The organism is Micromonospora sp. NBC_00821, assembly GCF_036347035.1.
GTDB classification, from domain to species: Bacteria; Actinomycetota; Actinomycetes; order Mycobacteriales; family Micromonosporaceae; genus Micromonospora; species Micromonospora hortensis.
On sequence record NZ_CP108880.1, the window covers coordinates 6,066,746 to 6,088,215 of the forward strand.

Consider the following 21,470-nt stretch of genomic DNA (forward strand, 5'->3'; position numbering starts at 1 on the left):
CCTGGTTGTGCCCGATGATCTTTACGGAGCGTTCTCCCAGCTCAGCGTCGGTCTACCCCCGCCTTTCGGGGACTTCACGTACTAATCTCTCTTCTGGTAAGCGGATCACCCGCGCTGGGACGGAATCGATGCCGAACGCACCGCTTCGGCCTGGTTGCTCCGCGCGACTGCCACCCCAACCGGTCCAGGCCCTTGCGCCCATCGGGTCGACGCGCGCGCTCCGCCTCTCCAGTCGCCATGCTCGCAACGACCGGTCCGCCGGTCGGTGGGTCGGCGGCGGACGCTCGGGCTCCTTGCGGTACGAAGACATAGTGAGTGCCGCCAGCGTGACGCCCCTAGCCCTGTCCGACGCCGTCTCGGTGAGCTGCCAGGGCAGCACCTCCTGCGAGTGGATCTACGACATCACCAGGTCGGCCTGGTTCGCCGAGGGAAGCTACTGGATCCTGCTCAAACCGCTTCGGGTGTTGCTGATCCTGGCGCTGGCGATGGTGGCCCGCTGGGCGCTGCACCGGACCATCAACCGGTTGGTGCGAACGACCACCGACGGTGCGGTGCCGACGATGCTGCGGCCGCTGCGCGAGCGGGTACCCACCGCCGCTGTCGACCCTGCCGAGTTCGTGCCGGAGCGACGGAGGCAGCGGGCCGAGGCGATCGGGTCGGTGCTGCGTAGCCTGACCACCGCCTTCGTCTTCGGCATCGCGCTACTGATGATCCTGCGGGAGTTCAGCTTCGACCTGGCGCCGCTGCTGGCCAGCGCGGGGATCGCCGGCGTCGCGCTGGGCTTCGGCGCGCAGAGCCTGGTGAAGGATCTGATCGCCGGCCTGTTCATGCTGATCGAGGACCAGTACGGCGTGGGTGACAACGTCGACCTGGGCGAGGCGATGGGCGTGGTCGAGTCGGTCGGCCTGCGGGTCACCACGGTGCGCGACGGCCGGGGCGTGCTCTGGTACATCCGCAACGGCGAGATCATCCGGGTGGGCAACAAGAGCCAGGGTTGGGCTCTCGTGGTGGTGGACCTGCCCATCGGTTTCAACAGCACCGAGGAGGCCACGGCGGTGCTACGGACCGCGGCCGCCTCGATCGCGATGGACCCGGAGCTGTCACCGGAAATCGTGGAGGCGCCCGAGGTGCTGGGTGTCGAGCAGGTGACGGTGGACGGCGCGGTCATCCGCACCGTGGTGAAGACCACCGCGGACGGGCAGTTCGCGGTGGGCCGGGAACTGCGTCGGCGTCTCGCCGAGGCGCTGGAAAATTCGGGGATCACCGCGCAGATCGCCGCGGCCCGCATCTATCCCGGCCTGTCGACCCGGCCGTTGCCGGAAGGTGAAACCGGTCAGGGCGGCGCCACCTGACACCGCCGACACTGTCCGGCAATTCAGGGGTCGCGATCCGGCCGGCCCCTCGGGTATCGTCCGTTCGTTCAGTCGGGGAGGCGACGAACGACCCGTTCGACCTAGCTAGTTGTCAGACGATCGGGCAGAATCCGGAGCACGCGTTCCCACCAAAGCGTGATCACATCCTCGCTGATCCGTAGATCTGACGAGCGCTTCCGGCCGGGCTGCCACGAGCGGCCGAGCCGGGGCCGATGGAGGCGACGGTGCCTGAGGAGCGACCTTCTGCGGAAGGCCCCGCCACATTCCGCGAAGTCTTCGGCCAGCACGAGTTCCGGGCTGTGTTCGTGGCCGGCGCTCTCTCCTGGATCGGCGACTATGTCGCGAAGGCCGCCGTCACCCTGCTCGTCTATCAGCAGACCCGGTCCGTCGCGCTCTCCGCGGCTGCCTTCGCTGTCAGTTTCCTGCCCTGGTTGCTCGGCGGTCCCGTGCTCGCCGCACTCGCGGAGCGGTACCCGTTCCGACGGGTGATGGTGGCATGCGACCTCATCCGGATGGCGCTGATGCTGCTCATCGCCATTCCGGGCCTGCCGTACCAGGCGGTGCTGGTGCTCATCTTCGCCGCCACGCTGGCCAACCCGCCGAGCCAGGCGGCGAAGTCCGCGCTGATCGCGCAGTTGCTCACCGGGGACCGACTGGTGCTGGGGCTGTCACTGAACAGCAGCGTCGGGCAGGCCGCCCAGGTCGTGGGGTACGTCTTCGGCGCCGCTGTCGCCGCGGTCGACCCGGAGGCGGCGCTGCTGTTCAACGCGGTCACGTTCGGTGTCTCGGCGCTGCTGGTTCGCCTGGGTGTGCGCGACCGCCCGGCGATGATGAACCCGGAGCACCGCAGCCATCTGCTGCAGGAGACTCGGCAGGGGTTCGGCATGGTGTTCCGCACACCGGTGCTGCGGGCCATCGCGGTGTTGGTGTTCAGTTCGATGCTCTTCTCGATCGTTCCCGAGGGTCTCGCCGCAGCCTGGGCCAACGAAGAGGGCCGTGGCGCGCTGAGCGCGGGCACCGCACAGGCGGCGATCATGGTGGCCAATCCGATCGGCTTCATCGTCGGTGGGTTGCTGGTGAGTCGCCTGTTCGGGCCGGCTCGCCGACTGAAGCTGATGCGGCCACTCGCGGTGCTCGCCCCGTTGATGCTCGTGCCGGTGCTGCTCGACCCCCCGCCGCTGGTGGTCGCGCTGCTCGCCTCGCTCTGCGGGTTCGCGGTCGCCGGCATGATGCCGATGGCCAACGGGTTGTTCGTCCAGGCGCTGCCCAACGGCTTCCGAGCCCGCGCCTTCGGGGTGATGGCCACCGGCATCCAGGTCATTCAGGGCCTCGCGGTGCTGGTCACCGGGTTGCTCGCCGAACGTTTCCCCATTCCGATCGTGGTGGGGGTCTGGAGCGCAGCCGGGGTGGTGCTGATGGCGGTCGCCACGCTGCGTTGGCCGGACCGGCAGACGGTGGACGAAGCGATCACTGCCGCCTCGTTGGCCAACGCCGATCCGCCGCCCTCCGGGCTCGGCGACCCGGCCAGCGACCGCCCGGTGGGAGGCACGTCCGACCCGCATGCCGGTGACGGCCACCGCCGGCACGCTGTCACCTGACGGCCGAAGCGACCTCCACCCACAAACGCCGGGTGCCCGACATTCGGGGTTGTCGACCCGGCGTGATCCGACGCACGTCGTGCGGGTCGGGCCGGCGCCGGGCGCACCTGGCAGGATGGAACTGTGACTTCCGCAGGTGAATCCGACCGTCCCGGTGCGTCGATGACCCTCTTCGAAGCGGTCGGCGGCGAACCCACCTTCCGCAAGCTGGTCGACGAGTTCTACGCCGGCGTCGCCACCGACCCCCTGCTGCGACCCATGTACCCGGAGGAGGACCTGGGCCCGGCCGCGGACCGGATGACCCTGTTCCTGATGCAGTACTGGGGCGGGCCAAACACGTACTCCGCTCAGCGCGGGCACCCGCGGCTGCGGATGCGCCACGCGCCGTTCCGGATCGGCGCGGCCGAACGGGACGCCTGGCTACGGAACATGCGCCGCGCCGTGGACCGGCTCGACCTTGAGCCGGAGATCGCCGCAACCCTCTGGGACTACCTGGAGCGGGCCGCGTACTTCATGGTCAACGTCGAGGACGACCCGGCCAACGGCGGCTGACCCACCCCATCCGGAGCGTCGTCAGAGCAGCGCGCCCTCGTCGTGCAGCCAGTCCACGAAGCTGGTGGCGACCGCCGCGCCGCAGTCGAGCATCTCGACCAGGAGCGCGTCGTGGGTGCCGGCGCCCAGGGGCACCTGAAGCTCGGCGTAGATCGGTAGCTGACCGCGCTCGGTCGGGTCACCGATGTACGCCTTGCAGAACCGGCGGGTGTGGTTCCACTCGTTGACCACCCGGTACGCCCGGTCGGCCCAGTCCGGCGGGACCGTGGCATGCGGACGTGCCCGCATGACCAGGATCTCGTCCTCCGGCCCTTCGAGGGTGACCAGCACCGCGTGCCGCTCCCACATCGCCAGCAGGTTGCCGTCGCCGTCGGCCAGATAACGCACGTCGAGCAGATCGAGCGCGTCACAGACCCGGCGCAGACTCACCGGCTCCACGGTGGCGGGCATCTCGGTCAGCACGGGCCGCTCGTTGGACGGGCAGTCGTCCCCCGGCTGGCGAGGGCTGGGCGGCCCGATCCGGACCGCGTTGTCGACTGTGATCCCGCTTCGGGTTTCCGGATCGCCGCCGTCGGCGGGACCGGGGCGCCATGACCACCACGGCATCGCTCGCGCACCTCACTCCCCAGCGGATCCAGTCGCCTACGGTGCGTTGGATCCGAGGATGGACGGTACCCGGACAGCCGGGTTGAAGCACCCCCCCAACGACCGCCCCTGACCAGAAGAATGATCCGGGGTCATCCGTTCGGACGAGCGTTCAGGGGTGTCACGGCAAGATCCGTGGCCTTCTGCAACCAAGCCGCTCCGTGCGGTCCCACCAGGCCGACCCAACGACCGGCCACCCGCACCTGAACGGCGTCCCCACCCTCGCCAGCCGCCGAGCCGCTGGCGGCGCCCAGGAAGCCCATCCGGACCACCCCCTGCACCAGTCGCTGCGGCACCTCGACCGGCGCGGCGGGCGTCCCGTCCGGGGTGATCAGCACCGCCACGTGGTCGAGCAACGCGTCACGCAGGGCCCGCTGGCCCACGGCACGGCCGGCCACACCCTGCTCGCTCGCCGTCCGCAGGGTGCCCGCCGCCGCGTCGGCGATCCGTCGCACCTCGGCAACGGGCAACGCCTCCACCTGGCGGCTCCGCGTCGGCGGCAGCGGCCACCGCCACTGGGCGTCCCGGCGGGTCGGCAGGGTCACGCCGCCCCGCTCCAGCTCGGCGAGCAGCTCCGCGGCCGCCACGGTGACGTCCTCAGCGACGCCGTCGGCCGGCCCACCGGCAACCGTGCGGACCACCAGGACCTGCCACGGCAGCCGCGCCCACAGGGCGACCCGGCCCGGTGCGCCGGCCGGCCGCAACCGGACCGGCGCGACCGGATCCAACCGGACCAGCCGGGCCAGGAAGGCGCCCGCGTCCGCCACCCCGGCGACACCGTGGGTGGACGCCGCCGTCCGGCCCGGCTCGGCGGTGCCCGGCCGGGTCACACCACACCGCCCCGCGGCGCGTACGTGAGCAGGAAGTCCCGTTCCTCGGTGGTGATCCGCCGGGGCACCTGGCGGGTCAGGTCGAACGGCACCAGCACCGAGCGGGCCCGGCTGGCCAGCACCTCACCGTCGTACAACTCGTAGGCGACGGTGAACCGGGAGGCCCGGATCTCCTCCACCCAGAGCTCGATCCGGACGGTGGGCGCCGCCTCCGCGGTGGCCCGGCCGAGCGCGTAGTCGACCGGGCGCAGGTAGTCGACCTCGTGCCGGCGGATCACCACCCCGTCGGCGAACGAGCCGACGCCCCAGGCCCGGCCGCCGGCGAACATCAACGCCACCCGCGCCTCCTCGTACAGCGTGAGGAAGCGCGAGTTGTTGACGTGGCCGTACGCGTCCAGGTCGGACCAGCGCAGGGTGCAGTGGTAGACGAAGCGGTCAGACACCTTCTCGGCCGGTCAGTCGCGGGTCAGCTTGCGGTAGGTCACCCGGTGCGGCCGGGCAGCCTCCGCGCCGAGGCGGTCGATCTTGTTCTTCTCGTACGCCTCGAAGTTGCCCTCGAACCAGAACCACCGGGACGGGTCCTGGTCGTCGCCCTCCCAGGCCAGGATGTGCGTGGCGACGCGGTCCAGGAACATCCGGTCGTGCGAGATGACCACGGCGCAGCCGGGGAACTCCAGTAGCGCGTTCTCCAGGCTGGACAGCGTCTCCACGTCCAGGTCGTTCGTCGGCTCGTCGAGCAGGATGACGTTGCCGCCGATCTTCAGGGTCAGCGCCAGGTTGAGCCGGTTGCGCTCACCGCCGGAGAGCACCTTCGTCGGCTTCTGCTGGTCCGGTCCCTTGAAGCCGAACGCGGCGATGTACGCCCGCGACGGCATCTCGACCTTGCCCACCATCAGGTAGTCCAGCCCGTCGGAGACGACCTCCCAGACGGTCTTGTCGCCGTTGAGGCCCTCACGGTTCTGGTCGACGTACGACAGCGAGACGGTGGGACCGACCCGGACCTGGCCGCCGGTCGGCTCCTCCAGCCCGACGATGGTCTTGAACAGGGTGGTCTTGCCGACGCCGTTGGGGCCGATGATGCCGACGATGCCGTTGCGCGGCAGCGAGAACGACAGGTTGTCGATCAGCAGCCGGTCACCGAAGCCCTTGCTGAGGTCGACCGCCTCGATCACCGTGCTGCCCAGGCGCGGGCCCGGCGGGATCTGGATCTCCTCGAAGTCGAGCTTGCGGGTCTTCTCCGCCTCGTTGGCCATCTCGTCGTACCGGTCCAGGCGGGCCTTGGACTTGGTCTGCCGGGCCTTGGCGTTGGAGCGGACCCACTCCAGCTCCTCGGTGAGGCGCTTCTTCATCTTGGCGTCGCGGCGGCCCTCGACGGCCAGCCGGGCGGCCTTCTTCTCCAGGTAGGTGGAGTAGTTGCCCTCGTACCCGATCGCCCGGCCGCGGTCCAGCTCCAGGATCCAGCCGGCCACGTTGTCGAGGAAGTACCGGTCGTGGGTGATCGCCATGACGGTGCCGGCGTACTTGGCGAGGTGCTGCTCCAGCCAGGAGACGCTCTCCGCGTCCAGGTGGTTGGTGGGCTCGTCGAGCAGCAGCAGGTCGGGCGCCTCCAGCAGCAGCTTGCAGAGCGCGACCCGGCGACGCTCACCACCGGAGAGTTGGGTCACGTCGGCGTCCGGCGGCGGGCAGCGCAGCGCGTCCATGGCCAGTTCGAGCTTGGAGTCGATGTCCCAGGCGTCGAGGTGATCAAGCTCCTCCTGGAGCTTGCCCATCTCCTCCATCAGCTCGTCGGAGTAGTCGGTGGCCATCTGCTCAGCGATCTTGTTGAACCGCTCCAGCTTGGCCTTGGTCTCGGCGACCGCCTCCTCGACGTTGCCGAGCACGGTCTTGGCCTCGTTGAGCGGGGGCTCCTGGGCGAGCATGCCGACCGTGTAGCCGGGCATGAGTCGGGCCTCGCCGTTGCTCGGCTTGTCCAGCCCTGCCATGATCTTGAGGAGGCTGGACTTACCGGCGCCGTTCGGACCGAGCACACCGATCTTGGCTCCCGGCAGGAAGCTCAACGTGACGTTGTCGAGCACGACCTTGTCGCCGTGCGCCTTGCGCGCCTTTTCCAGGACGTAGATGTACTGGGCCACGGTGCGGGCTACCTCCGTCGGTTGCTGTCGCTGATCGGCGGCGCGGCGCGGGCTGCGAGGACCGCCCGCCGCCGCCGGCCGGTAGCCGGCCGCGCGCACGCCATCGTCAATCCTGACAGGTACGGCGCGCTTCGCCCACATCACCCCGCCCCAGGGGTACGCGAGCGCGCCTCCTTGCCAGAGCCGGTAAGGCAAATTACGGTTTCGGTATGACCAAGAAGATCACCATCAGCCTGCCCGATGAGCTTGCCGACAGGCTGGCCGACGAGCCGAACGCCTCCGCCTATGTCGCTGAGTCTCTGCGCCGGAGGGTGGCCGGGGAGAAGACGCGGGAGATCCTCCGGCGGGTGGGTTTTGAGATCACCGACGAGGGCGTCGCGCGGGTACACGCCGAGATGGAGCAGTTGCGGGCGAGCATCACGCCCGAACTGCGCGAACAGGCAGCCCAGCTCCAGGCGGAGGTCTTGGCGGCACGCGCGAGAGCCACCCGGTGACGGGCTACGGCTTGGCGCTGGATGCGACCGCCCTGCTGGCATATTCCTCGTCCGAACGGGATGTCGGACACCGCATCGCGGAAGCCGCCGACTATGGCGTGCACGTGCTGGTGCCGGCACTCTGCCTCGTCCGTGCGCACCAGGAGGCCACTCCCGATCAGTGGGAGATGCTCGAAGTGCTCGCCGCGTTGCCGCACATCCGGGTAACACCTGTCGAGCCGAACATGTGCTCGTTTCTCGGCGGATGGTCGCGCCGGATGGCCGGACACACGGACCTAGCTCAGTTGGCGATGGACGCCGCCGCCCACCCCCTCGTGCCGATCATGACGGACCGGCGGGAGCTGCTCGGCGAGGTGCTGCCCAAGGAATGGCCGATCATCGACCTCTGACCTGCGGGCTGTCGACAAGATCACCTCTAGGATTCGGTCGCACCGAGGCGGGTAGGAGACTCCGGCACGGGGCACAAGACGCCGCAGCTACGCTCAGTACGCTCATCGCGGTGGACCCGTCAGTACCCGGAGGTGGCCGATCGTGACCGTCCGTAGCTCCTTTGTCGTAGTGGCGAACCGTCTGCCGGTCGACGAGGTGAGCACACCCGAGGGCCGGCAGTGGCGACGCAGCCCTGGCGGGCTGGTCACCGCCCTGCATCCCGTACTCGCCGAACACAAGGGCACCTGGGTCGGCTGGGCCGGTGGCACCGGCGCCGCCCCCGAGCCGTTCGACCTGGAGGGGATCCGGCTGCACCCGGTCCCGCTCAGCGCCGAGGAGTTGGAGCGCTACTACGAGGGCCAGTCCAACGCGACGATCTGGCCGCTCTACCACGACGCGGTGGAGACGCCGGCCTACAAGCGCCGGTGGCGGGAGGCGTACCGCCTGGTCAACGCCCGGTTCGCGGAGGCCGCAGCCGACGTGGCGGCCGAGGGCGCGACGGTCTGGGTGCAGGACTACCAGCTCCAGTTGGTGCCGGCGATGCTCCGTGAGCTCCGCCCGGACCTGCGGATCGGGTTCTTCCTGCACATCCCGTTCCCGCCGATCGAGCTGTTCATGCAGATGCCGTTCCGTACCGAGATCCTGCGCGGTCTGCTCGGCGCCGATCTGGTCGGTTTCCAGCAGCGGCTGGCCGCGCAGAACTTCGTCCGGCTGGCCCGGCACCTGCTCGGGCTGCGCTACGAGGGTCAGATGATCCAGGTCGACGGTCGGCAGGTGAAGGCGGGCGCCTTCCCCATCTCGATCGACACCCAGGAAATGGAACGGATGGCCGCCGACCCGGCGATCCAGGCCCGGGCCAAGCAGATTCGCGCCGAGCTGGGCGACCCGAAGACGATAATCCTGGGCGTGGACCGGCTGGATTACACAAAGGGCATCGAGTTGCGGCTCAAGGCCTTCCGGGAGCTGCTGGCTGACGGAAAGTTGACAGTTCCCGACGCGGTCATGGTTCAGGTCGCGACACCCAGCCGTGAGCGCGTGGAGCACTACCAGGCACTACGGGTGAAGGTGGAGCGCGAGGTCGGTCGGATCAACGGCGAGTTCGGCAGGGTCGGCGTGCCGGCGGTCCATTACCTCCATCAGTCGTACAGTCGCACTGAGCTGGCGGCGATGTACGTTGCTGCCGACGTGATGATGGTGACCCCGCTGCGAGACGGAATGAACCTCGTGGCGAAGGAATACGTAGCATCACGTGCCGACCAGGGTGGCGCGCTCGTACTCAGTGAGTTCGCCGGCGCCGCCACCGAGCTTCGCCAGGCATTTTTGTGTAACCCGCACGACCCGGACGCGGTCAAGGACGCCCTCCTCCGGGCAGTGCACGTGGAGAAAACCGAGGCACGCCGCCGGATGCGGACAATGCAACGTCACCTGCGTACCCACGACGTGGGCCACTGGGCCAAGTCTTTCCTCTCGGAGCTCGGAGTTCCCGAGGCGGAGGCCGAGTGAACACGTCCGTCAACGATGGGGCGGCAAACGCCACCGGGGTCATGGACCCTGAGCTGCGTTCCGCCATAGGCCGGATCGCCCGGGTCCCCCAGCTCCTGGTCGCCTGCGACTATGACGGCACGCTGGCGCCGATCGTGGAAGACCCGAGCACAGCCGTCCCACTGCCCGAGTCGGTCGCCGCGGTCCGCGCGCTCGCCGCGCTACCGCAGACCACAGTGGCGGTGGTTTCCGGTCGGGCGCTGCGCGACCTGGCCGCGCTCTCGCGGCTGCCGAGCGAGGTGCACCTCGTCGGCAGCCACGGTTCCGAGTTCGACATCGGCTTCGTCGAGCGGCTCTCCCCCGAGTTGGTAGCCGTACGGACCCAGGTCCGCAACGCGCTGCGTGAGATCGCGGCCCAGCACCCGGGCATCCGGCTGGAACGCAAACCGGCGAGCGTCGCGATGCACACCCGTGGGGTCGACCCGCAGATCGCCGCCGCCGCCATCGAGGCGGTCCGCAACGGTCCGGCCACCTTCGACGGCGTCACGGTGACCCAGGGCAAGGAGGTCATCGAACTCTCCGTGGTGGCCACCCACAAGGGCACCGCACTCGACCAGTTGCGGACCCAGCTCGCCTCCAGCGCTGTGCTGTTCATCGGCGACGACATCACCGACGAGAACGGCTTCGGCCACCTGCACGGTCCCGACCTCGGCATCAAGATCGGCCCCGGCGACACCCAGGCCAGCTACCGGGTGGCCGACCCGCTGGAGGCCGCCCGCGCGCTGGCGCTGCTGCTGGAGACCCGGCGGCACTGGCTCTTCGGTGAGCGGGCGGTGCCGATCGAACGGCACTCCATGCTGGCCAACGGTCGTACCGTCGCTCTGCTCACCCCCGAGGCCAAGGTGAGCTGGCTCTGCCACCCCAAGCCGGACTCGGCGGCGATCTTCGCCGACCTGGTCGGTGGCAGCCCGGCCGGCCACTTCAGCATCGCCCCGGAACGTGGCGGCATCCCGCTGGGCCAGCGCTACCGCTCCGGCACGATGACCGTGGAGACTCGCTGGTCCGGGCTCACCGTCACCGACTGGCTGGACAAGCCGGCCCGGGAGACCACCCCGGACGACAGCCCGGCGGTCATCACCGGCGACTCGACACTGGTCCGGGTGCTGACCGGCAGCGGCAAGGTCAAGGTGGAGTTCGCGCCGAGGCCGGAGTTCGGCCAGGTCGCCGTGCAGTTGCAGCCGATCGGCGACGGTCTGCTGGTGCTCGGCTCCAACGAGCCGGTCGCGCTCTACGCCCCCGGTGTGGAGTGGGAGGTCGGCAACGACGGGGGGTACGAGACCGCCAAGGCGATCGTCGACCTCTCCGCCGCCGGTGGGCAGGTAGTGCTGGAGCTGCGCTTCGGCACGCACAGCCTGGAGCACCACCGGGTGCCGATCCACGAGCGGCAGGCCGCCGCCGAGCAGCCGTGGAAGGACTGGGTGGCCTCGCTGCGGCTGCCGTCCACCGCCCGGGACCTGGTCGCGCGCAGCGCCCTCACCCTGCGCGGGCTCTGCCACGAAGCCACCGGCTCGATCCTGGCCGCGGCGACCACCTCGCTCCCCGAGGAGTTGGGCGGCGTCCGCAACTGGGACTACCGCTACTGCTGGCTGCGCGACGCCGCGCTGACCGCCCGCGCACTTGTCGACCTGGGCTCCGTCGAGGAGGCCGAGGCGCTGCTGCGCTGGGTGGACGGCTGCATCGAGCGCACCGGCGGGCACCCGGAACGACTGCACCCGCTCTACACCATCGACGGCTACGAGTTGGGCGCCGAGGCGGTCATCGACACGCTGCCCGGGTACGCCGGCTCCCGGCCGGTCCGGGTCGGCAACCTCGCCAACCACCAGTTGCAGCTGGACGTCTTCGGCCCGATCGCCGACCTGATCGCGGCCGTCGCCGACGCTCGCGGTTCGGTCCGTGACGACGAGTGGCGGGTCCTGGAGAACATGGTCGAGGCGGTCCGCCGCCGCTGGCACGAGCCCGACCACGGCATCTGGGAAGCCCGGCTGCCACCCCGGCACCACGTCTTCTCCAAGGTGATGTGCTGGATGACAGTCGACCGGGCCCTGCACGTGATGCGCGAGCACGGCGGCGAGGACCGGCCCGAGTGGAAGGACCTGCGCGACCGGATCGGCGCCAACGTGCTGGAGCACGGCTGGCACTCCGACGTCGAGGCGTACAGCGTCGCGTACGGGGACGAGGACATGGACGCCTCGTCGCTCTGGATCGGCCTCTCCGGCCTACTCCCGGGCGACGACCCGCGCTTCCTGTCCACCGTCCTGCGGATCGAGGCGGACCTGCGCAGCGGCCCGGTCGTCTACCGCTACCACTGGGACGACGGCCTGCCCGGCCGTGAGGGCGGCTTCCACATCTGCACGGCGTGGCTGATCGAGGCGTACCTGCGCACCGGCCGCCGCACCGACGCCGAGGAACTGTTCGCGCAGATGGTGCTGACCGCCGGCCCGACCGGGCTGCTCCCCGAGCAGTACGACCCGCTCGCCGAGCGCGGCCTGGGCAACCACCCGCAGGCGTACAGCCACCTCGGCCTGATCCGCTGCGCCCTGCTCTTGGACAACATGCTCAAGCAGTAGTTCGCCGTCTGTGTGACGGGGCCGTAGCGCTTGCGCTCCGGCCCCGTCGGTCACTGCGGGTACGGCAGGCTCGGTTGCCACCCGTGCAGGTGGGCGGCGAGGTCGGCGGGCACCGTCCAGTGCGTGTACGGCAGCACCGCGCTGCTGCCGGTGTGGACCAGGCACAGGAGTGGGGCGTCGCCGGTGTGGTCGAGCGCGAGCTTCGGTTTGCGGGCCGCGCCGACGCCGCCGAGGCCGAACAGGACAACCGCGTCCCGGACCGGAAGCCCCTGTGCCTGTCGGGCGTCACGCCACCCTCGGTACGCCGCGTCCAGCCGCCAGGGCGCGAGGTCGGCGAGACCGCGGTACAGGTTCGCCACCCAGGTCGGTGTGAGTTCGGCGTCGGAGAGCCGGTACGGCACCCCGGTCAGCAACGCGTCGAGTTCCGGGTCCGTCTCCACCCCGGCGTTGAGCAACGCCTCGGGCAACGCGCCACGGCGGACGGCCGCGACCGCGGGAGCGGCCTGCTCGACCCGATCGACCTGCCAGCGAAGCCCTGCCGGGGTGTTCGCCGCTCGGCGGTCCCACAACCAGCGGGCGTTGTCCCAGCGGTGCCGCTGGTTGGCCGGGATCAGGTCGTCGATGCCGACGACCAACTCCTCGCCCTCGACCCGTGCGGTGAGCCACCGGCCCCGCAGGTGCGGCCGCTGCTCGCCGTAGCCGGCCAGTGCGACCACCGCCGACCGCAGGTAGGCGCCGGTGCTCCCGCGCGGGAAGTGCCAGCACAACGCGGACAGGTCGAGGGCATCGAGGTCGGCGGCGGCCTCGTCCGACACCGCGCCGAACCGGACCGGTGGCGATGCCGCGCTGGCCTGGCGATTGTCGAACTGTCGACGGTCTCGGCGCTGTCGTGCCTCGGCCCGCTCGACCGACGGGCTGACCGAGCACGCCGCCTTCCTCCCGGCCCACCGCAGCACCTCCGCCCCGGCCGCCTGCGGGTCGCCGAAGAGCCGGAACGCCAACAGCTCGGGCTCGTCGGACCCGTCGTCCTCGGTCACCTGCAGCTCGTACACCAGGTCGCCGGGCGAGCCCAGGTCGTAGGCGGTGTGCGGGTCACGGCCGAACTCGTTGCCGACGAGCGAGTCGCCCGCCTGCTGGCGATAGCCACGGACCACAGTTACCAGGACGGCCCAGGAGCCGTCCGCTTCCGCGCACCTCAGGGTCCGGACCGGAGCATCGCGCCATCGCGAGGGAAGGTCCTCGAAGGTGCTGGTCAGGCCGGGACTCCCGCACACCAGCGCGACGGGTGTGAGCAGTTCCGTTCGCCACGTCTCGTGCGGATCCTTCACGGTGAGCATGGTCGACATTGTGTCGACAGCCACCGACATCCGCCGCAGCTGGCAATCTTGGACAGTTTCCGTTAGCGCCGCGTAACGGAAACTGTCCAAGTCCTACCCTGCCAGCACCCTCCCGCGTCCGGTCGGCTGTCAGCCGTCGAGGGCGCCCACCACGTCGCCCACCACGACGACGGCAGGTGGGCGTAGGTCGGCCGCACGCAGGTCGGCGGCCACCTCGCCCAGCGTGGACCGCAGCACCCGCTGGGTGCCCGTCGTGGCTTCCTGGACGACGGCGGCCGGCGTCTGCGGCGACCGGCCATGGGCGATCAGGGTGGCCGTGATGGCGGCGAGGTTCTTCAACCCCATCAGGATCACCAGGGTGCCGTGCAGACCGGCGAGGGCGTCCCAGCGCACCAGCGAAGCCGGAGCGTCGGGTGCCAGGTGCCCGGAGACCACAGTGAACTCGTGCGCCACCCCCCGATGGGTGACCGGGATGCCAGCCGCTGCCGGCGCGGCGATCGAGCTGGTCACCCCGGGCACCACTGTCACCGGCACGCCGGCAGCCGCGCAGGCCAGCAACTCCTCGCCGCCGCGGCCGAAGACGTACGGGTCACCGCCCTTGAGCCGCACCACGAAGGCGCCGGCCAGGGCCCGGTCGACCAGGATCTGGTTGATCTCCTCCTGGGCCCGGGACGGGCCGTAAGGGATCTTCGAGGCGTCCACCAGCTCGACGTCCGGGCGCAACTCGTCGAGGAGCAGCCCGGGCACCAGCCGGTCGGCGACCACCACGTCGGCCTCGGTGAGTAGCCGCCAACCCTTCACGGTGATCAGCTCCGGGTCCCCCGGCCCCGCCCCAACCAGCGCCACCCGCCCGGCCTGCGGCCCACCGGTCATCCCCGTCGAAGGGTCGGGCCGGCCAGCGATCCCGCCCGGAGCCAGGCGGACCGCCAGGAGGTCACGGATGGCGTCGCGGACGGTCATCGCCCGGCGCGGGTCGCCGCCTCCGAACACCGCCACGGTGACCGGGCCGTGCCGGGTCACCGCCGGGGTCCAGGCGGTGGCGGCCGTCCGGTCGTCGGCCCGGACACAGAAGATCCGCCGCTCGGCGGCGACGGCGCTCACCGAAGCCGCCGCGATCGGGTCGTCGATCGCCACGTGGACCAGCCACGCGCCGTCCAGGTCCTCGGGTGCGAACCGGCGCGGCACCCAGTGCAGCCGACCCGCGTCGACCCGCGCGCGCAGCGCCGGAGTCAGCTCCGGGGCCACCAGCAGGACGTCCGCACCGGCGTCCAGCAGCGCGGGTACGCGCCGGGTGGCGACAGCGCCGCCACCCACCACTACCACCCGCCGCCCGTGCAGCCGCAAACCCAGGGGGTACGGATTGGAGGTCACGCCGCACCACCGAGGCGGACGGCTTCTTCGTCGCGGGTGCTCACTTCTCGGCCACCCCTGCGGAGTCGAAGGTGGCCACCTCGTGCAGCACCCGGACCGCGCCGGTGACCACTGGCAACGCCAGCAGCGCGCCGGTGCCCTCGCCGAGGCGCAGCCCCAGGTCGATCAGCGGGTCGAGGCCGAGGTGGCGCAGCGCGACAGTGGCACCGGGCTCGGCAGAGCGGTGGCCGGCGACCATGGCGCAGACCGCGTCCGGGGCGAACGCGGCGGCGGCGAGCGCGGCCGAGACCGCGATCACACCGTCCAGCAGCACCGGCGTGCGGCGCGCTGCGGCCCCCAGGATCAGCCCGGTCAGGGCGGCGTGCTCCAGCCCACCGACGGCGGCCAGCACCCCGAGCGGGTCGGTCGGGTCGGGGGTGTGCCGGGCCAGCGCGGCCCGCACCACAGCCACCTTGCGCGCGTACGTCGGGTCGTCGACCCCGGTGCCCCGGCCTGTGGTGTCGAGCGGGTCTTCGCCGGTGAACGCGGCGATGAGCACTGCGGCCGGGGTGGTGTTGCCGATGCCCATGTCCCCGGTGAGCAGGATGCCGGCGCCGGCGTCGATCAGCTCGTCGGCGATCCGGATGCCGGTCCGCACCGCCGCCAGCGCCTCGTCCCGGGTCAGCGCTGTAGTCACAGTGAGGTCGCGGGTGCCCCGCCGGACGGACGCGACAACCAGTCGGGGCACGGCCGGGTCGAGCACCGCCGGGTCGAGGGCCGTCGGGTCGAGCACCGCCGGGTCGGTGGGCAGCGGGGTGGCCACGCCGACGTCGACGACGGTGACCGAGGCGCCGGCCTGCCGGGCGAACGCGTTGACCACCGCTCCGCCGGCCAAGAAGTTGCCGATCATCTGCGCGGTGACCTCCTGCGGCCAGGGACTGACCCCCTGGGCGTGCACCCCGTGGTCGCCGGCGAAGATCGCCACCGCGGCCGGTTCGGGCAGCGGTGGTGGGCAGACTCCGGCCAGGCCGGCGAGCCGTACCGAGAGCTCCTCCAGCGCACCCAGCGAGCCCGCCGGCTTGGTCAGCCGGCCGTGCAACTCGCGGGCGGCGGCCATGGCCGCCTCGTCCGCCGCGCGGATCGCCGCGATCGTGGTCTCCAGCATCATGCCTCCATGGTCTCGCGCAGCACGTCGATGAACGCGTCGGTGGTGTTTCGGTCGCGTACGGCCACCCGCAGCCAGTCCGGGCCGAGGCCGGGGAACGTGTCGCCTCGGCGCACCGCCCAGCCGCGCTCGCGCAGGGCGGCCCGGATCGCTGTCGCGCCCGGCAGGCGCAGCAGGACGAACGCGCTGGCGGGACGGCCGACGACGCGTACACCGGGCAGTTCGGCGAGGCGCGCTACCAGGTGGTCGCGGTCGGCGGCGAGGTCGGCGGCGATCGCGCGTTCGGCGTCGACCGCGACGGCGCTGGCGCAGGCCGACGCGGCCGCCAGCGCGGGCGTGGAGACGGCCCAGAGCGGCTGGACGGCTGCCAACCGGGACAGCAGCTCCGCGGCGCCGAGCAGGTAGCCGATCCGCAGGCCGGCCAGGCCCCACGTCTTGGTGAGGCTGCGTACCACGAGCAACCCGGGCAGGTCGCGGCGTTCGGCCAGCGACTCCGGTTCGCCGGGGCGCCCGGCGGCGATGGTGGTGTCGGCGAACGCCTCGTCGACCACCAGCACCCGGCCGGGGCGGGCCAGCGCGGCCACCGTCTGGGCGGGGTGCAGCACCGAGGTCGGGTTCGTCGGGTTGCCGATCATCACGAGGTCGGCGTCGGCGGGCACCCGGGACGGGTCGAGCCGGAAGTCGTCGGCGGCGTCGAGCAGCACCCGCTCGACCGGGTGTCCGGCGGCCCGCAGCGCCGCCTCCGGCTCGGTGAACTGGGGGTGTACCACCACGGGGCGGTGCACGCCGCGCAACGCCTGGGCGATCAGCACGAAACCCTCGGCGGCGCCGGCGGTGAGCAGCACCTCGTTCGGGTGACGGCGATGTCGGGCGGCGACCGCCGCCCGGGCCGGTGCCGGGTCCGGATAGCGGGCCAGGTCGGTCAGGGTGGCCGCGATCGGGTGGGCCAGCCAGTCGGGAGGCCGCGCCCGCCGAACGTTGACGGCGAGGTCGATCAGACCGGCGGTGGCCTCCGCGTCGCCGTGGTGAGCGAGGTCCGGCTCGACCCCGGTGGGTGGGGCGACAGCGCTCGGCTGATCAGACATGTCCGCGATCCTGCCGGGAAGGTGGCCGGTGGGACAGTCGATGTCGGCGTAAGCCGCGTCACCACCCGGCGGTTTAAGAGTTCTTCTCATGTACGAATCGGAAATGTCATAACTTGACCAGGTGAGCAACCGACCCCTTGCTGCCGCTGGTCGTCTCGTCCCTCTCCTCCGCGCCGGACTGATCGCCGGAATCGTGATCGCCGCCGCCGCGTACCCACTGGTCGCCCTCACCGGGCTCGGCGCGAAGGCCACCGCGCACGCCGTGGATCAGAAGACCCGGGTGCTGAAGACCGCCCTGCCCGCCGAGACCTCGTACGTCTACGGCCCGGACGGCAAGACCGTGCTGACCATGTTCTACGAGGAGTACCGGCAGTACACCAAGCTGTCGGACATGTCGCCGAACATCCAACAGGCGATCGTGGCCGCCGAGGACTCCCGCTTCTACCAGCACCACGGCGTCGACCCGAAGGGCGTGGCCCGGGCCTTCGTCTCCAACGCCCGCTCCGGCGGCTCCCAGGGCGCGTCGACGCTGACCATGCAGTACGTCCGGATGGCCCTGCGGGACAGCGCGACCACGCCCAAGGAGGTCCAGGAAGCCACCCAGCAGACCAGCATTCGCAAGGTCAAGGAAATGCGGATGGCGCTGGACCTGGAGAAGGAGATGAGCAAGGAACAGATCATGGAGCGGTACCTGAACTCGGCGTACTTCGGGCACCGGGCGTACGGCATCTACGCGGCCAGCGAGATCTTCTTCTCCAAGACCCCGAAGGACCTCACCCCGGTCGAGGCCGCCACCCTCGCCGGACTGGTCAAGTCCCCCTCCGAATACGACCCGGCCGACTCCGACCAGAAGGAGGCCACCGGGCGGCGCAACTACGTGCTGGACCGGATGAGCCAACTCGGCTACCTCTCCCCCGACTCGGCCGCCGCCGCCAAGTCCGAGCCGATCCGGCTCAAGCTGACCACCCCACCGCACGACTGCGCCGCGGTGGCGGAGAAGTACAACAGCTGGGGCTTCGCCTGCGACTACCTGAAGAACTGGTGGAGCGCGCAGCCCGCGTTCGGCGCGAACCGGCTGGAACGGATGGACAACCTGCGCCGGGGCGGCTACCGGATCGTGCTCAGCCTCGACCCGAAGATCCAGGAGGCGGCGGAGAAGAACGTCGGCGCCAAGGAAGCCACCGGCAGCCCGTTCGCCAACGGCATAGTGGTCTCCGAGCCGGGCACCGGGCGGGTGAAGGCCATGGCGGTGAACCGGACGTACTCGCTGGACCTGGCCGAAAACCCGCAGAGCTCCAACCCCGAGGCCGGGCCGAAGGTGAAGGCCAACTACCCGAACACTGTGGCACCACTGCTCGGCGGCGGTGACCTGGCCGGCTACCAGGCCGGCTCGACGTTCAAGATGTTCCCGATGCTGGCCGCGCTCGACGCGGGGATGCCCCTCTCCACCTCGTTCAACGCGCCACACCGCTACCGGTCCGAGGTCTACGACGGGTGGGCGCCCTCCAACGCCAGCGGCGCCATGTCCGGCCAGCAGACCATGTGGTCCGGCTTCGGCAAGTCGGTGAACACGTACTTCGTCTGGCTGGAGGAGAAGGTCGGCGCGGACCGGGCGGTCCGGTTGGCCGAACAGCTCGGGCTGCGGTGGCGCACCGACGTCGACCGGGACCACGCGTCCCCGGACAAGGCGAAGAAGTGGGGCGCGTTCACCCTGGGAGTCTCCGACGCCACCCCGCTGGAGATGGCGAACGCGTACGCCGCGATCGCGGCCGACGGCCGCTACTGCGAGGCCATCCCCGTGCAAGCCATCATGAACCGGGACGGCACACCCGCCACCTACGCCACAGCGGGCGGTCTGCACCGTGAGGTGGCCAAGCCGCGCTGCCGGCAGGTGGTGAGCGCGGACGCCGCACGGGCGGCCACCGACGCGGCCCGCTGCCCGACCGGCGACACCCCGGCGCGCGGCAGCTGCGGCGGCTGGTCCACCGCCGACAGCGTGCGCGGCACCGTCGGACGCCCGGTGGCCGGCAAGACCGGTACGACCGACAGCACCCGGTCGGCCTGGTTCGTGGGCTACACCCCGGAGTTGGCAGCGGCGAGCTTCATCTCCGACCCGGACAACCCGTTCAACGCGGTCGGTGACGGGCAGTCCCAGATCCCGATCAAGGCGGTTTCGGAGACCCTGCGCGACGGCCTGAAGGGCACCCCGACCCGCCAGTTCACCCCACCGTCGGACGCCATCGTCGGGTGACGGGTCACGGGCCGGTGCGCGCCGCTCAGCGCAGGTCGGCGGCGACGAACGACCACAGCTCCAGATCCACCCGGCCGCCGCTGACGAACCCGGCGTTGCGCAGCAGGCCCTCGTAGCTGAACCCGCCCTTCTCGGCGACCCGGCGCGAGGCCAGGTTGCCGGGAGCCACCCGCAGCTCGACCCGCTGGAAGCCGTGCTCCAGGATCAGCGCGATGGCCACCGCGTCGACCGCCTCGGCGGCGAAGCCGAAGCCCCGCGCGTGCGCCGCCATCGCGTAGGAGATCTCGGTGAGGCGGGCGCCCCAGTCGGTGCGCCGGGTCCACAGCGAGCCCACCACCTGGTCGTCCTCGCGCCGGAGCACCGCGTAGTGGTCGCCCTCCCCGCTGTCGCGCCGCTGCCGGGCCAGATCGGTGCACCAGGCCAGCCCGTCGATCGGGCCGGAGTCGTCGGGCAGCGGCAGCCAACGCCGGGTCAGCTTGTCGGCGAAGATCTCCCCGGCCGCCGCCGCGTCGGCCGCCGTGAGCTGACGCACCTCGGTACGCGGGGTGGAGACGGTCAACGTCGGGAACCGGCGCACCGCCACCTGGCCGATCACACCGACACCTCGCCCGGCTGTGCTGGTACCACCTCGCTCGTCGGGTCGGCCGCCGCCGCGGCGACCAACCGGGCCGCCGTCGCCGGATGGCTCGCCCAGTGCACTGTGAGCTGCGAGGCGTGCACGTTGCGCCAGACGAAGCCTTCCGGCGCGCCGCCGTCCCAACTCCAGGCCGGGCGCTGACCAGCGCGGGGGGTGAGCACCGCACGGTGTGCCTTGTGCCCGACCAGCACCGTGCCGGTGGCGGCGACCACGCTGTCGGTCTGGGCGGTCGCCTCCCGGTAACCGGCCACCACCCCGTCACGGCTGACGCCGACCGCGTCCAGGACACCGCACATCGGCAGCCCGTCCAGTTCCCGGGCCAGCCAGAGCAGCCCGGCGCCCTCGGCGATCACCGGACGCCCCGTCCGCGCCAACTCGGCCACCGCGATGCAGAGCCGCCGGTTGGCCGACAACTGCTCGGCGTACGCCTCGGGTAGCGCGCCGCCGACGACCAGCGCGCGGGTGCCGACCGGCAGCGCCTCGTCGCGCAGCGGGTCGACGACGACGACCTCGGCGCCGGCGGCCCGGAGCAACTCGCTGGTCTCCGGGTGACTGAAGCTGCCGCCCGGCCCACCGGCCACCGCCACCAGTGGGCGGTTCGCCGGGGGTGTGAACGTGCCGAGGGCCTCCTCGGGAGACCAGGCCGGCCCCGGCAGCGGCGGAGCGGAACGGGCAAGCCCGAGCAGCCGTTCCAGGTCGACAGTGGCGGCGACGGCCTCGCCCAGCCGGCGGACCGCACGGACGGCGTCGGCCGACTCGTCGACCACCGGCGCCACCCCGTGCCGTCGCGACGGCAGCACCGGCGGCAGGTCCTGTCGACGCAGCGCGCCGTAGACGGGCACCCCCACGTCATCCAACGCCTCGCGCAGCATCCCCTCGTGTCGCGACGACGCCACCCGGTTGAGGATCACCCCGCCGAGCCACAACTGCTCGTCGTAGGAGCGGAAACCGTGCACCAGGGCCGCCACCGACTGACCCATCGCGGCCACGTCGACAACGAGCACCACCGGGCTGCGCAGCGCGGCGGCCGCGGCGGCGGTGGACTCCTGCTCGGGACGGCCACCGACCGAGTCGTACAGCCCCATGCTGCCCTGCACCACGGCCAGCCCGGCACCGGCGGCACCGTGCGCCACCAGTGGGGCGAGCCGGTCGAGACCTACCAGTCGGGGGTCGATCACCCGGCCCGGCCGACCGGAGGCGAGGCCGAGGTAGGCGGCGTCGACGTGGTCCGGCCCGAGCTTGAACCCGGCGACGTCGACCCCTCGCTCGGCCAGGGCGGCGAGCAGCCCGATCGCCAGCGCGTTCTTACCGTGCCCGGAGGACGGCGCGCTGAGCACCAGGCGCGGCACGACGGTCATCATCGACTCCTCGCGAGCGGTGGCGGGTACGCGACGGGACGACCGAGGCCGATCCGTCGGCGTGACGATACCCGCCCGGCTGAAGGCGCGAGCACCGCCAACCGGGGTGGGCGGCCCGGCCCTGG

18 protein-coding genes are annotated in these 21,470 nt (G+C 71.4%); 8 read left to right on the plus strand and 10 right to left on the minus strand.

Annotation, left to right across the window (positions count from 1 at the left end; all coding sequences use genetic code 11):
* Window positions 1–293: 293 nt before the first annotated feature.
* From OHB44_RS27655 to OHB44_RS27665, 3 genes are all read left to right on the plus strand, one after another.
* Complete coding sequence (locus OHB44_RS27655) at window positions 294–1,352, plus strand: mechanosensitive ion channel family protein (protein ID WP_266304605.1); 1,059 nt, start codon at window positions 294–296, stop codon at window positions 1,350–1,352.
* Between the two features lie 233 nt (window positions 1,353–1,585).
* Window positions 1,586–2,971, plus strand: coding sequence for an MFS transporter (locus tag OHB44_RS27660; protein WP_238685456.1), 1,386 nt, complete (start codon window positions 1,586–1,588; stop codon window positions 2,969–2,971).
* Window positions 2,972–3,094: 123 nt separating this feature from the next.
* Entirely contained in the window at window positions 3,095–3,523 is a 429-nt protein-coding gene (locus tag OHB44_RS27665) for a globin (protein ID WP_307850661.1), read from the plus strand.
* A gap of 21 nt (window positions 3,524–3,544) precedes the next feature.
* Here OHB44_RS27665 and OHB44_RS27670 read toward each other — a convergent pair whose 3' ends face one another.
* The 4 genes from OHB44_RS27670 to ettA all read right to left on the minus strand — a co-directional run bounded on the left by OHB44_RS27670 (window position 3,545) and on the right by ettA (window position 7,130).
* A complete protein-coding gene (locus OHB44_RS27670) occupies window positions 3,545–4,129 on the minus strand; it encodes a YbjN domain-containing protein (protein ID WP_112676053.1) in 585 nt (194 codons plus the stop codon).
* A gap of 131 nt (window positions 4,130–4,260) precedes the next feature.
* On the minus strand, window positions 4,261–4,998 hold the full coding sequence (locus tag OHB44_RS27675; RefSeq protein WP_238685457.1) for a hypothetical protein: 738 nt from the start codon (window positions 4,996–4,998) through the stop codon (window positions 4,261–4,263).
* Window positions 4,995–5,441: an acyl-CoA thioesterase gene (locus tag OHB44_RS27680; protein WP_238685458.1), complete on the minus strand. Its 447-nt coding sequence runs from the start codon at window positions 5,439–5,441 to the stop codon at window positions 4,995–4,997. Before OHB44_RS27680 ends, OHB44_RS27675 begins: the two co-directional genes overlap by 4 nt.
* A gap of 12 nt (window positions 5,442–5,453) precedes the next feature.
* Window positions 5,454–7,130 (minus strand): energy-dependent translational throttle protein EttA, encoded by a 1,677-nt coding sequence (ettA, locus tag OHB44_RS27685; protein ID WP_238685504.1) that lies wholly within the window; start codon window positions 7,128–7,130, stop codon window positions 5,454–5,456.
* A 209-nt stretch (window positions 7,131–7,339) separates the two neighbouring features.
* Between ettA and OHB44_RS27690 the strand changes: the two genes are divergently transcribed.
* The 4 genes from OHB44_RS27690 (at window position 7,340) to otsB (ending at window position 12,162) form a co-directional block, all read left to right on the plus strand.
* Window positions 7,340–7,624: a hypothetical protein gene (locus OHB44_RS27690; RefSeq protein WP_238685459.1), complete on the plus strand. Its 285-nt coding sequence runs from the start codon at window positions 7,340–7,342 to the stop codon at window positions 7,622–7,624.
* Window positions 7,621–8,013 (plus strand): hypothetical protein, encoded by a 393-nt coding sequence (locus OHB44_RS27695; RefSeq protein ID WP_330438772.1) that lies wholly within the window; start codon window positions 7,621–7,623, stop codon window positions 8,011–8,013. The genes OHB44_RS27690 and OHB44_RS27695 overlap by 4 nt, the downstream gene beginning before the upstream one ends.
* 142 nt (window positions 8,014–8,155) lie before the next feature.
* Window positions 8,156–9,556, plus strand: coding sequence for an alpha,alpha-trehalose-phosphate synthase (UDP-forming) (locus tag OHB44_RS27700; RefSeq protein ID WP_124817234.1), 1,401 nt, complete (start codon window positions 8,156–8,158; stop codon window positions 9,554–9,556).
* A gap of 41 nt (window positions 9,557–9,597) precedes the next feature.
* Entirely contained in the window at window positions 9,598–12,162 is a 2,565-nt protein-coding gene (gene otsB / locus OHB44_RS27705) for a trehalose-phosphatase (protein WP_238685505.1), read from the plus strand.
* Window positions 12,163–12,212: 50 nt separating this feature from the next.
* Here the strand turns inward: otsB and OHB44_RS27710 are convergent, their stop codons facing one another.
* The 4 genes from OHB44_RS27710 to cobC form a co-directional block, all read right to left on the minus strand.
* Window positions 12,213–13,499, minus strand: coding sequence for a hypothetical protein (locus OHB44_RS27710; protein WP_330438773.1), 1,287 nt, complete (start codon window positions 13,497–13,499; stop codon window positions 12,213–12,215).
* 129 nt (window positions 13,500–13,628) lie between these two features.
* The gene (gene cobA / locus OHB44_RS27715) at window positions 13,629–14,870 is read right to left on the minus strand and encodes a uroporphyrinogen-III C-methyltransferase (RefSeq protein WP_266304601.1); all 1,242 of its coding nucleotides are present in this window, start codon (window positions 14,868–14,870) and stop codon (window positions 13,629–13,631) included.
* Between the two features lie 40 nt (window positions 14,871–14,910).
* The gene (gene cobT / locus OHB44_RS27720) at window positions 14,911–16,014 is read right to left on the minus strand and encodes a nicotinate-nucleotide--dimethylbenzimidazole phosphoribosyltransferase (protein ID WP_238685506.1); all 1,104 of its coding nucleotides are present in this window, start codon (window positions 16,012–16,014) and stop codon (window positions 14,911–14,913) included.
* Window positions 16,014–17,099, minus strand: a complete 1,086-nt coding sequence (cobC, locus tag OHB44_RS27725) for an Rv2231c family pyridoxal phosphate-dependent protein CobC (RefSeq protein ID WP_238685463.1) — start codon at window positions 17,097–17,099, stop codon at window positions 16,014–16,016. The genes cobT and cobC overlap by 1 nt, the downstream gene beginning before the upstream one ends.
* Before the next feature lie 121 nt (window positions 17,100–17,220).
* Between cobC and OHB44_RS27730 the strand changes: the two genes are divergently transcribed.
* Window positions 17,221–19,350, plus strand: coding sequence for a transglycosylase domain-containing protein (locus OHB44_RS27730; RefSeq protein ID WP_238685464.1), 2,130 nt, complete (start codon window positions 17,221–17,223; stop codon window positions 19,348–19,350).
* Window positions 19,351–19,375: 25 nt separating this feature from the next.
* Here OHB44_RS27730 and OHB44_RS27735 read toward each other — a convergent pair whose 3' ends face one another.
* Window positions 19,376–19,945 (minus strand): GNAT family N-acetyltransferase, encoded by a 570-nt coding sequence (locus OHB44_RS27735; protein ID WP_238685465.1) that lies wholly within the window; start codon window positions 19,943–19,945, stop codon window positions 19,376–19,378.
* Window positions 19,942–21,345, minus strand: coding sequence for a cobyrinate a,c-diamide synthase (locus tag OHB44_RS27740; protein WP_238685466.1), 1,404 nt, complete (start codon window positions 21,343–21,345; stop codon window positions 19,942–19,944). The genes OHB44_RS27735 and OHB44_RS27740 overlap by 4 nt, the downstream gene beginning before the upstream one ends.
* Window positions 21,346–21,470: the final 125 nt, after the last annotated feature.

Bases quoted from the DNA above. Each gene is read 5' to 3' on its own strand.
- OHB44_RS27660 (WP_238685456.1), top strand. From the start codon at position 1,586: ATGGAGGCGACGGTGCCTGAGGAGCGACCTTCTGCGGAAGGCCCCGCC.
- OHB44_RS27670 (WP_112676053.1), bottom strand. From the start codon at position 4,129: ATGCCGTGGTGGTCATGGCGCCCCGGTCCCGCCGACGGCGGCGATCCG.
- OHB44_RS27690 (WP_238685459.1), top strand. From the start codon at position 7,340: ATGACCAAGAAGATCACCATCAGCCTGCCCGATGAGCTTGCCGACAGG.
- otsB (WP_238685505.1), top strand. From the start codon at position 9,598: ATGGACCCTGAGCTGCGTTCCGCCATAGGCCGGATCGCCCGGGTCCCC.
- OHB44_RS27710 (WP_330438773.1), bottom strand. From the start codon at position 13,499: ATGCTCACCGTGAAGGATCCGCACGAGACGTGGCGAACGGAACTGCTC.
- cobT (WP_238685506.1), bottom strand. From the start codon at position 16,014: ATGCTGGAGACCACGATCGCGGCGATCCGCGCGGCGGACGAGGCGGCC.
- cobC (WP_238685463.1), bottom strand. From the start codon at position 17,099: ATGTCTGATCAGCCGAGCGCTGTCGCCCCACCCACCGGGGTCGAGCCG.
- OHB44_RS27740 (WP_238685466.1), bottom strand. From the start codon at position 21,345: ATGACCGTCGTGCCGCGCCTGGTGCTCAGCGCGCCGTCCTCCGGGCAC.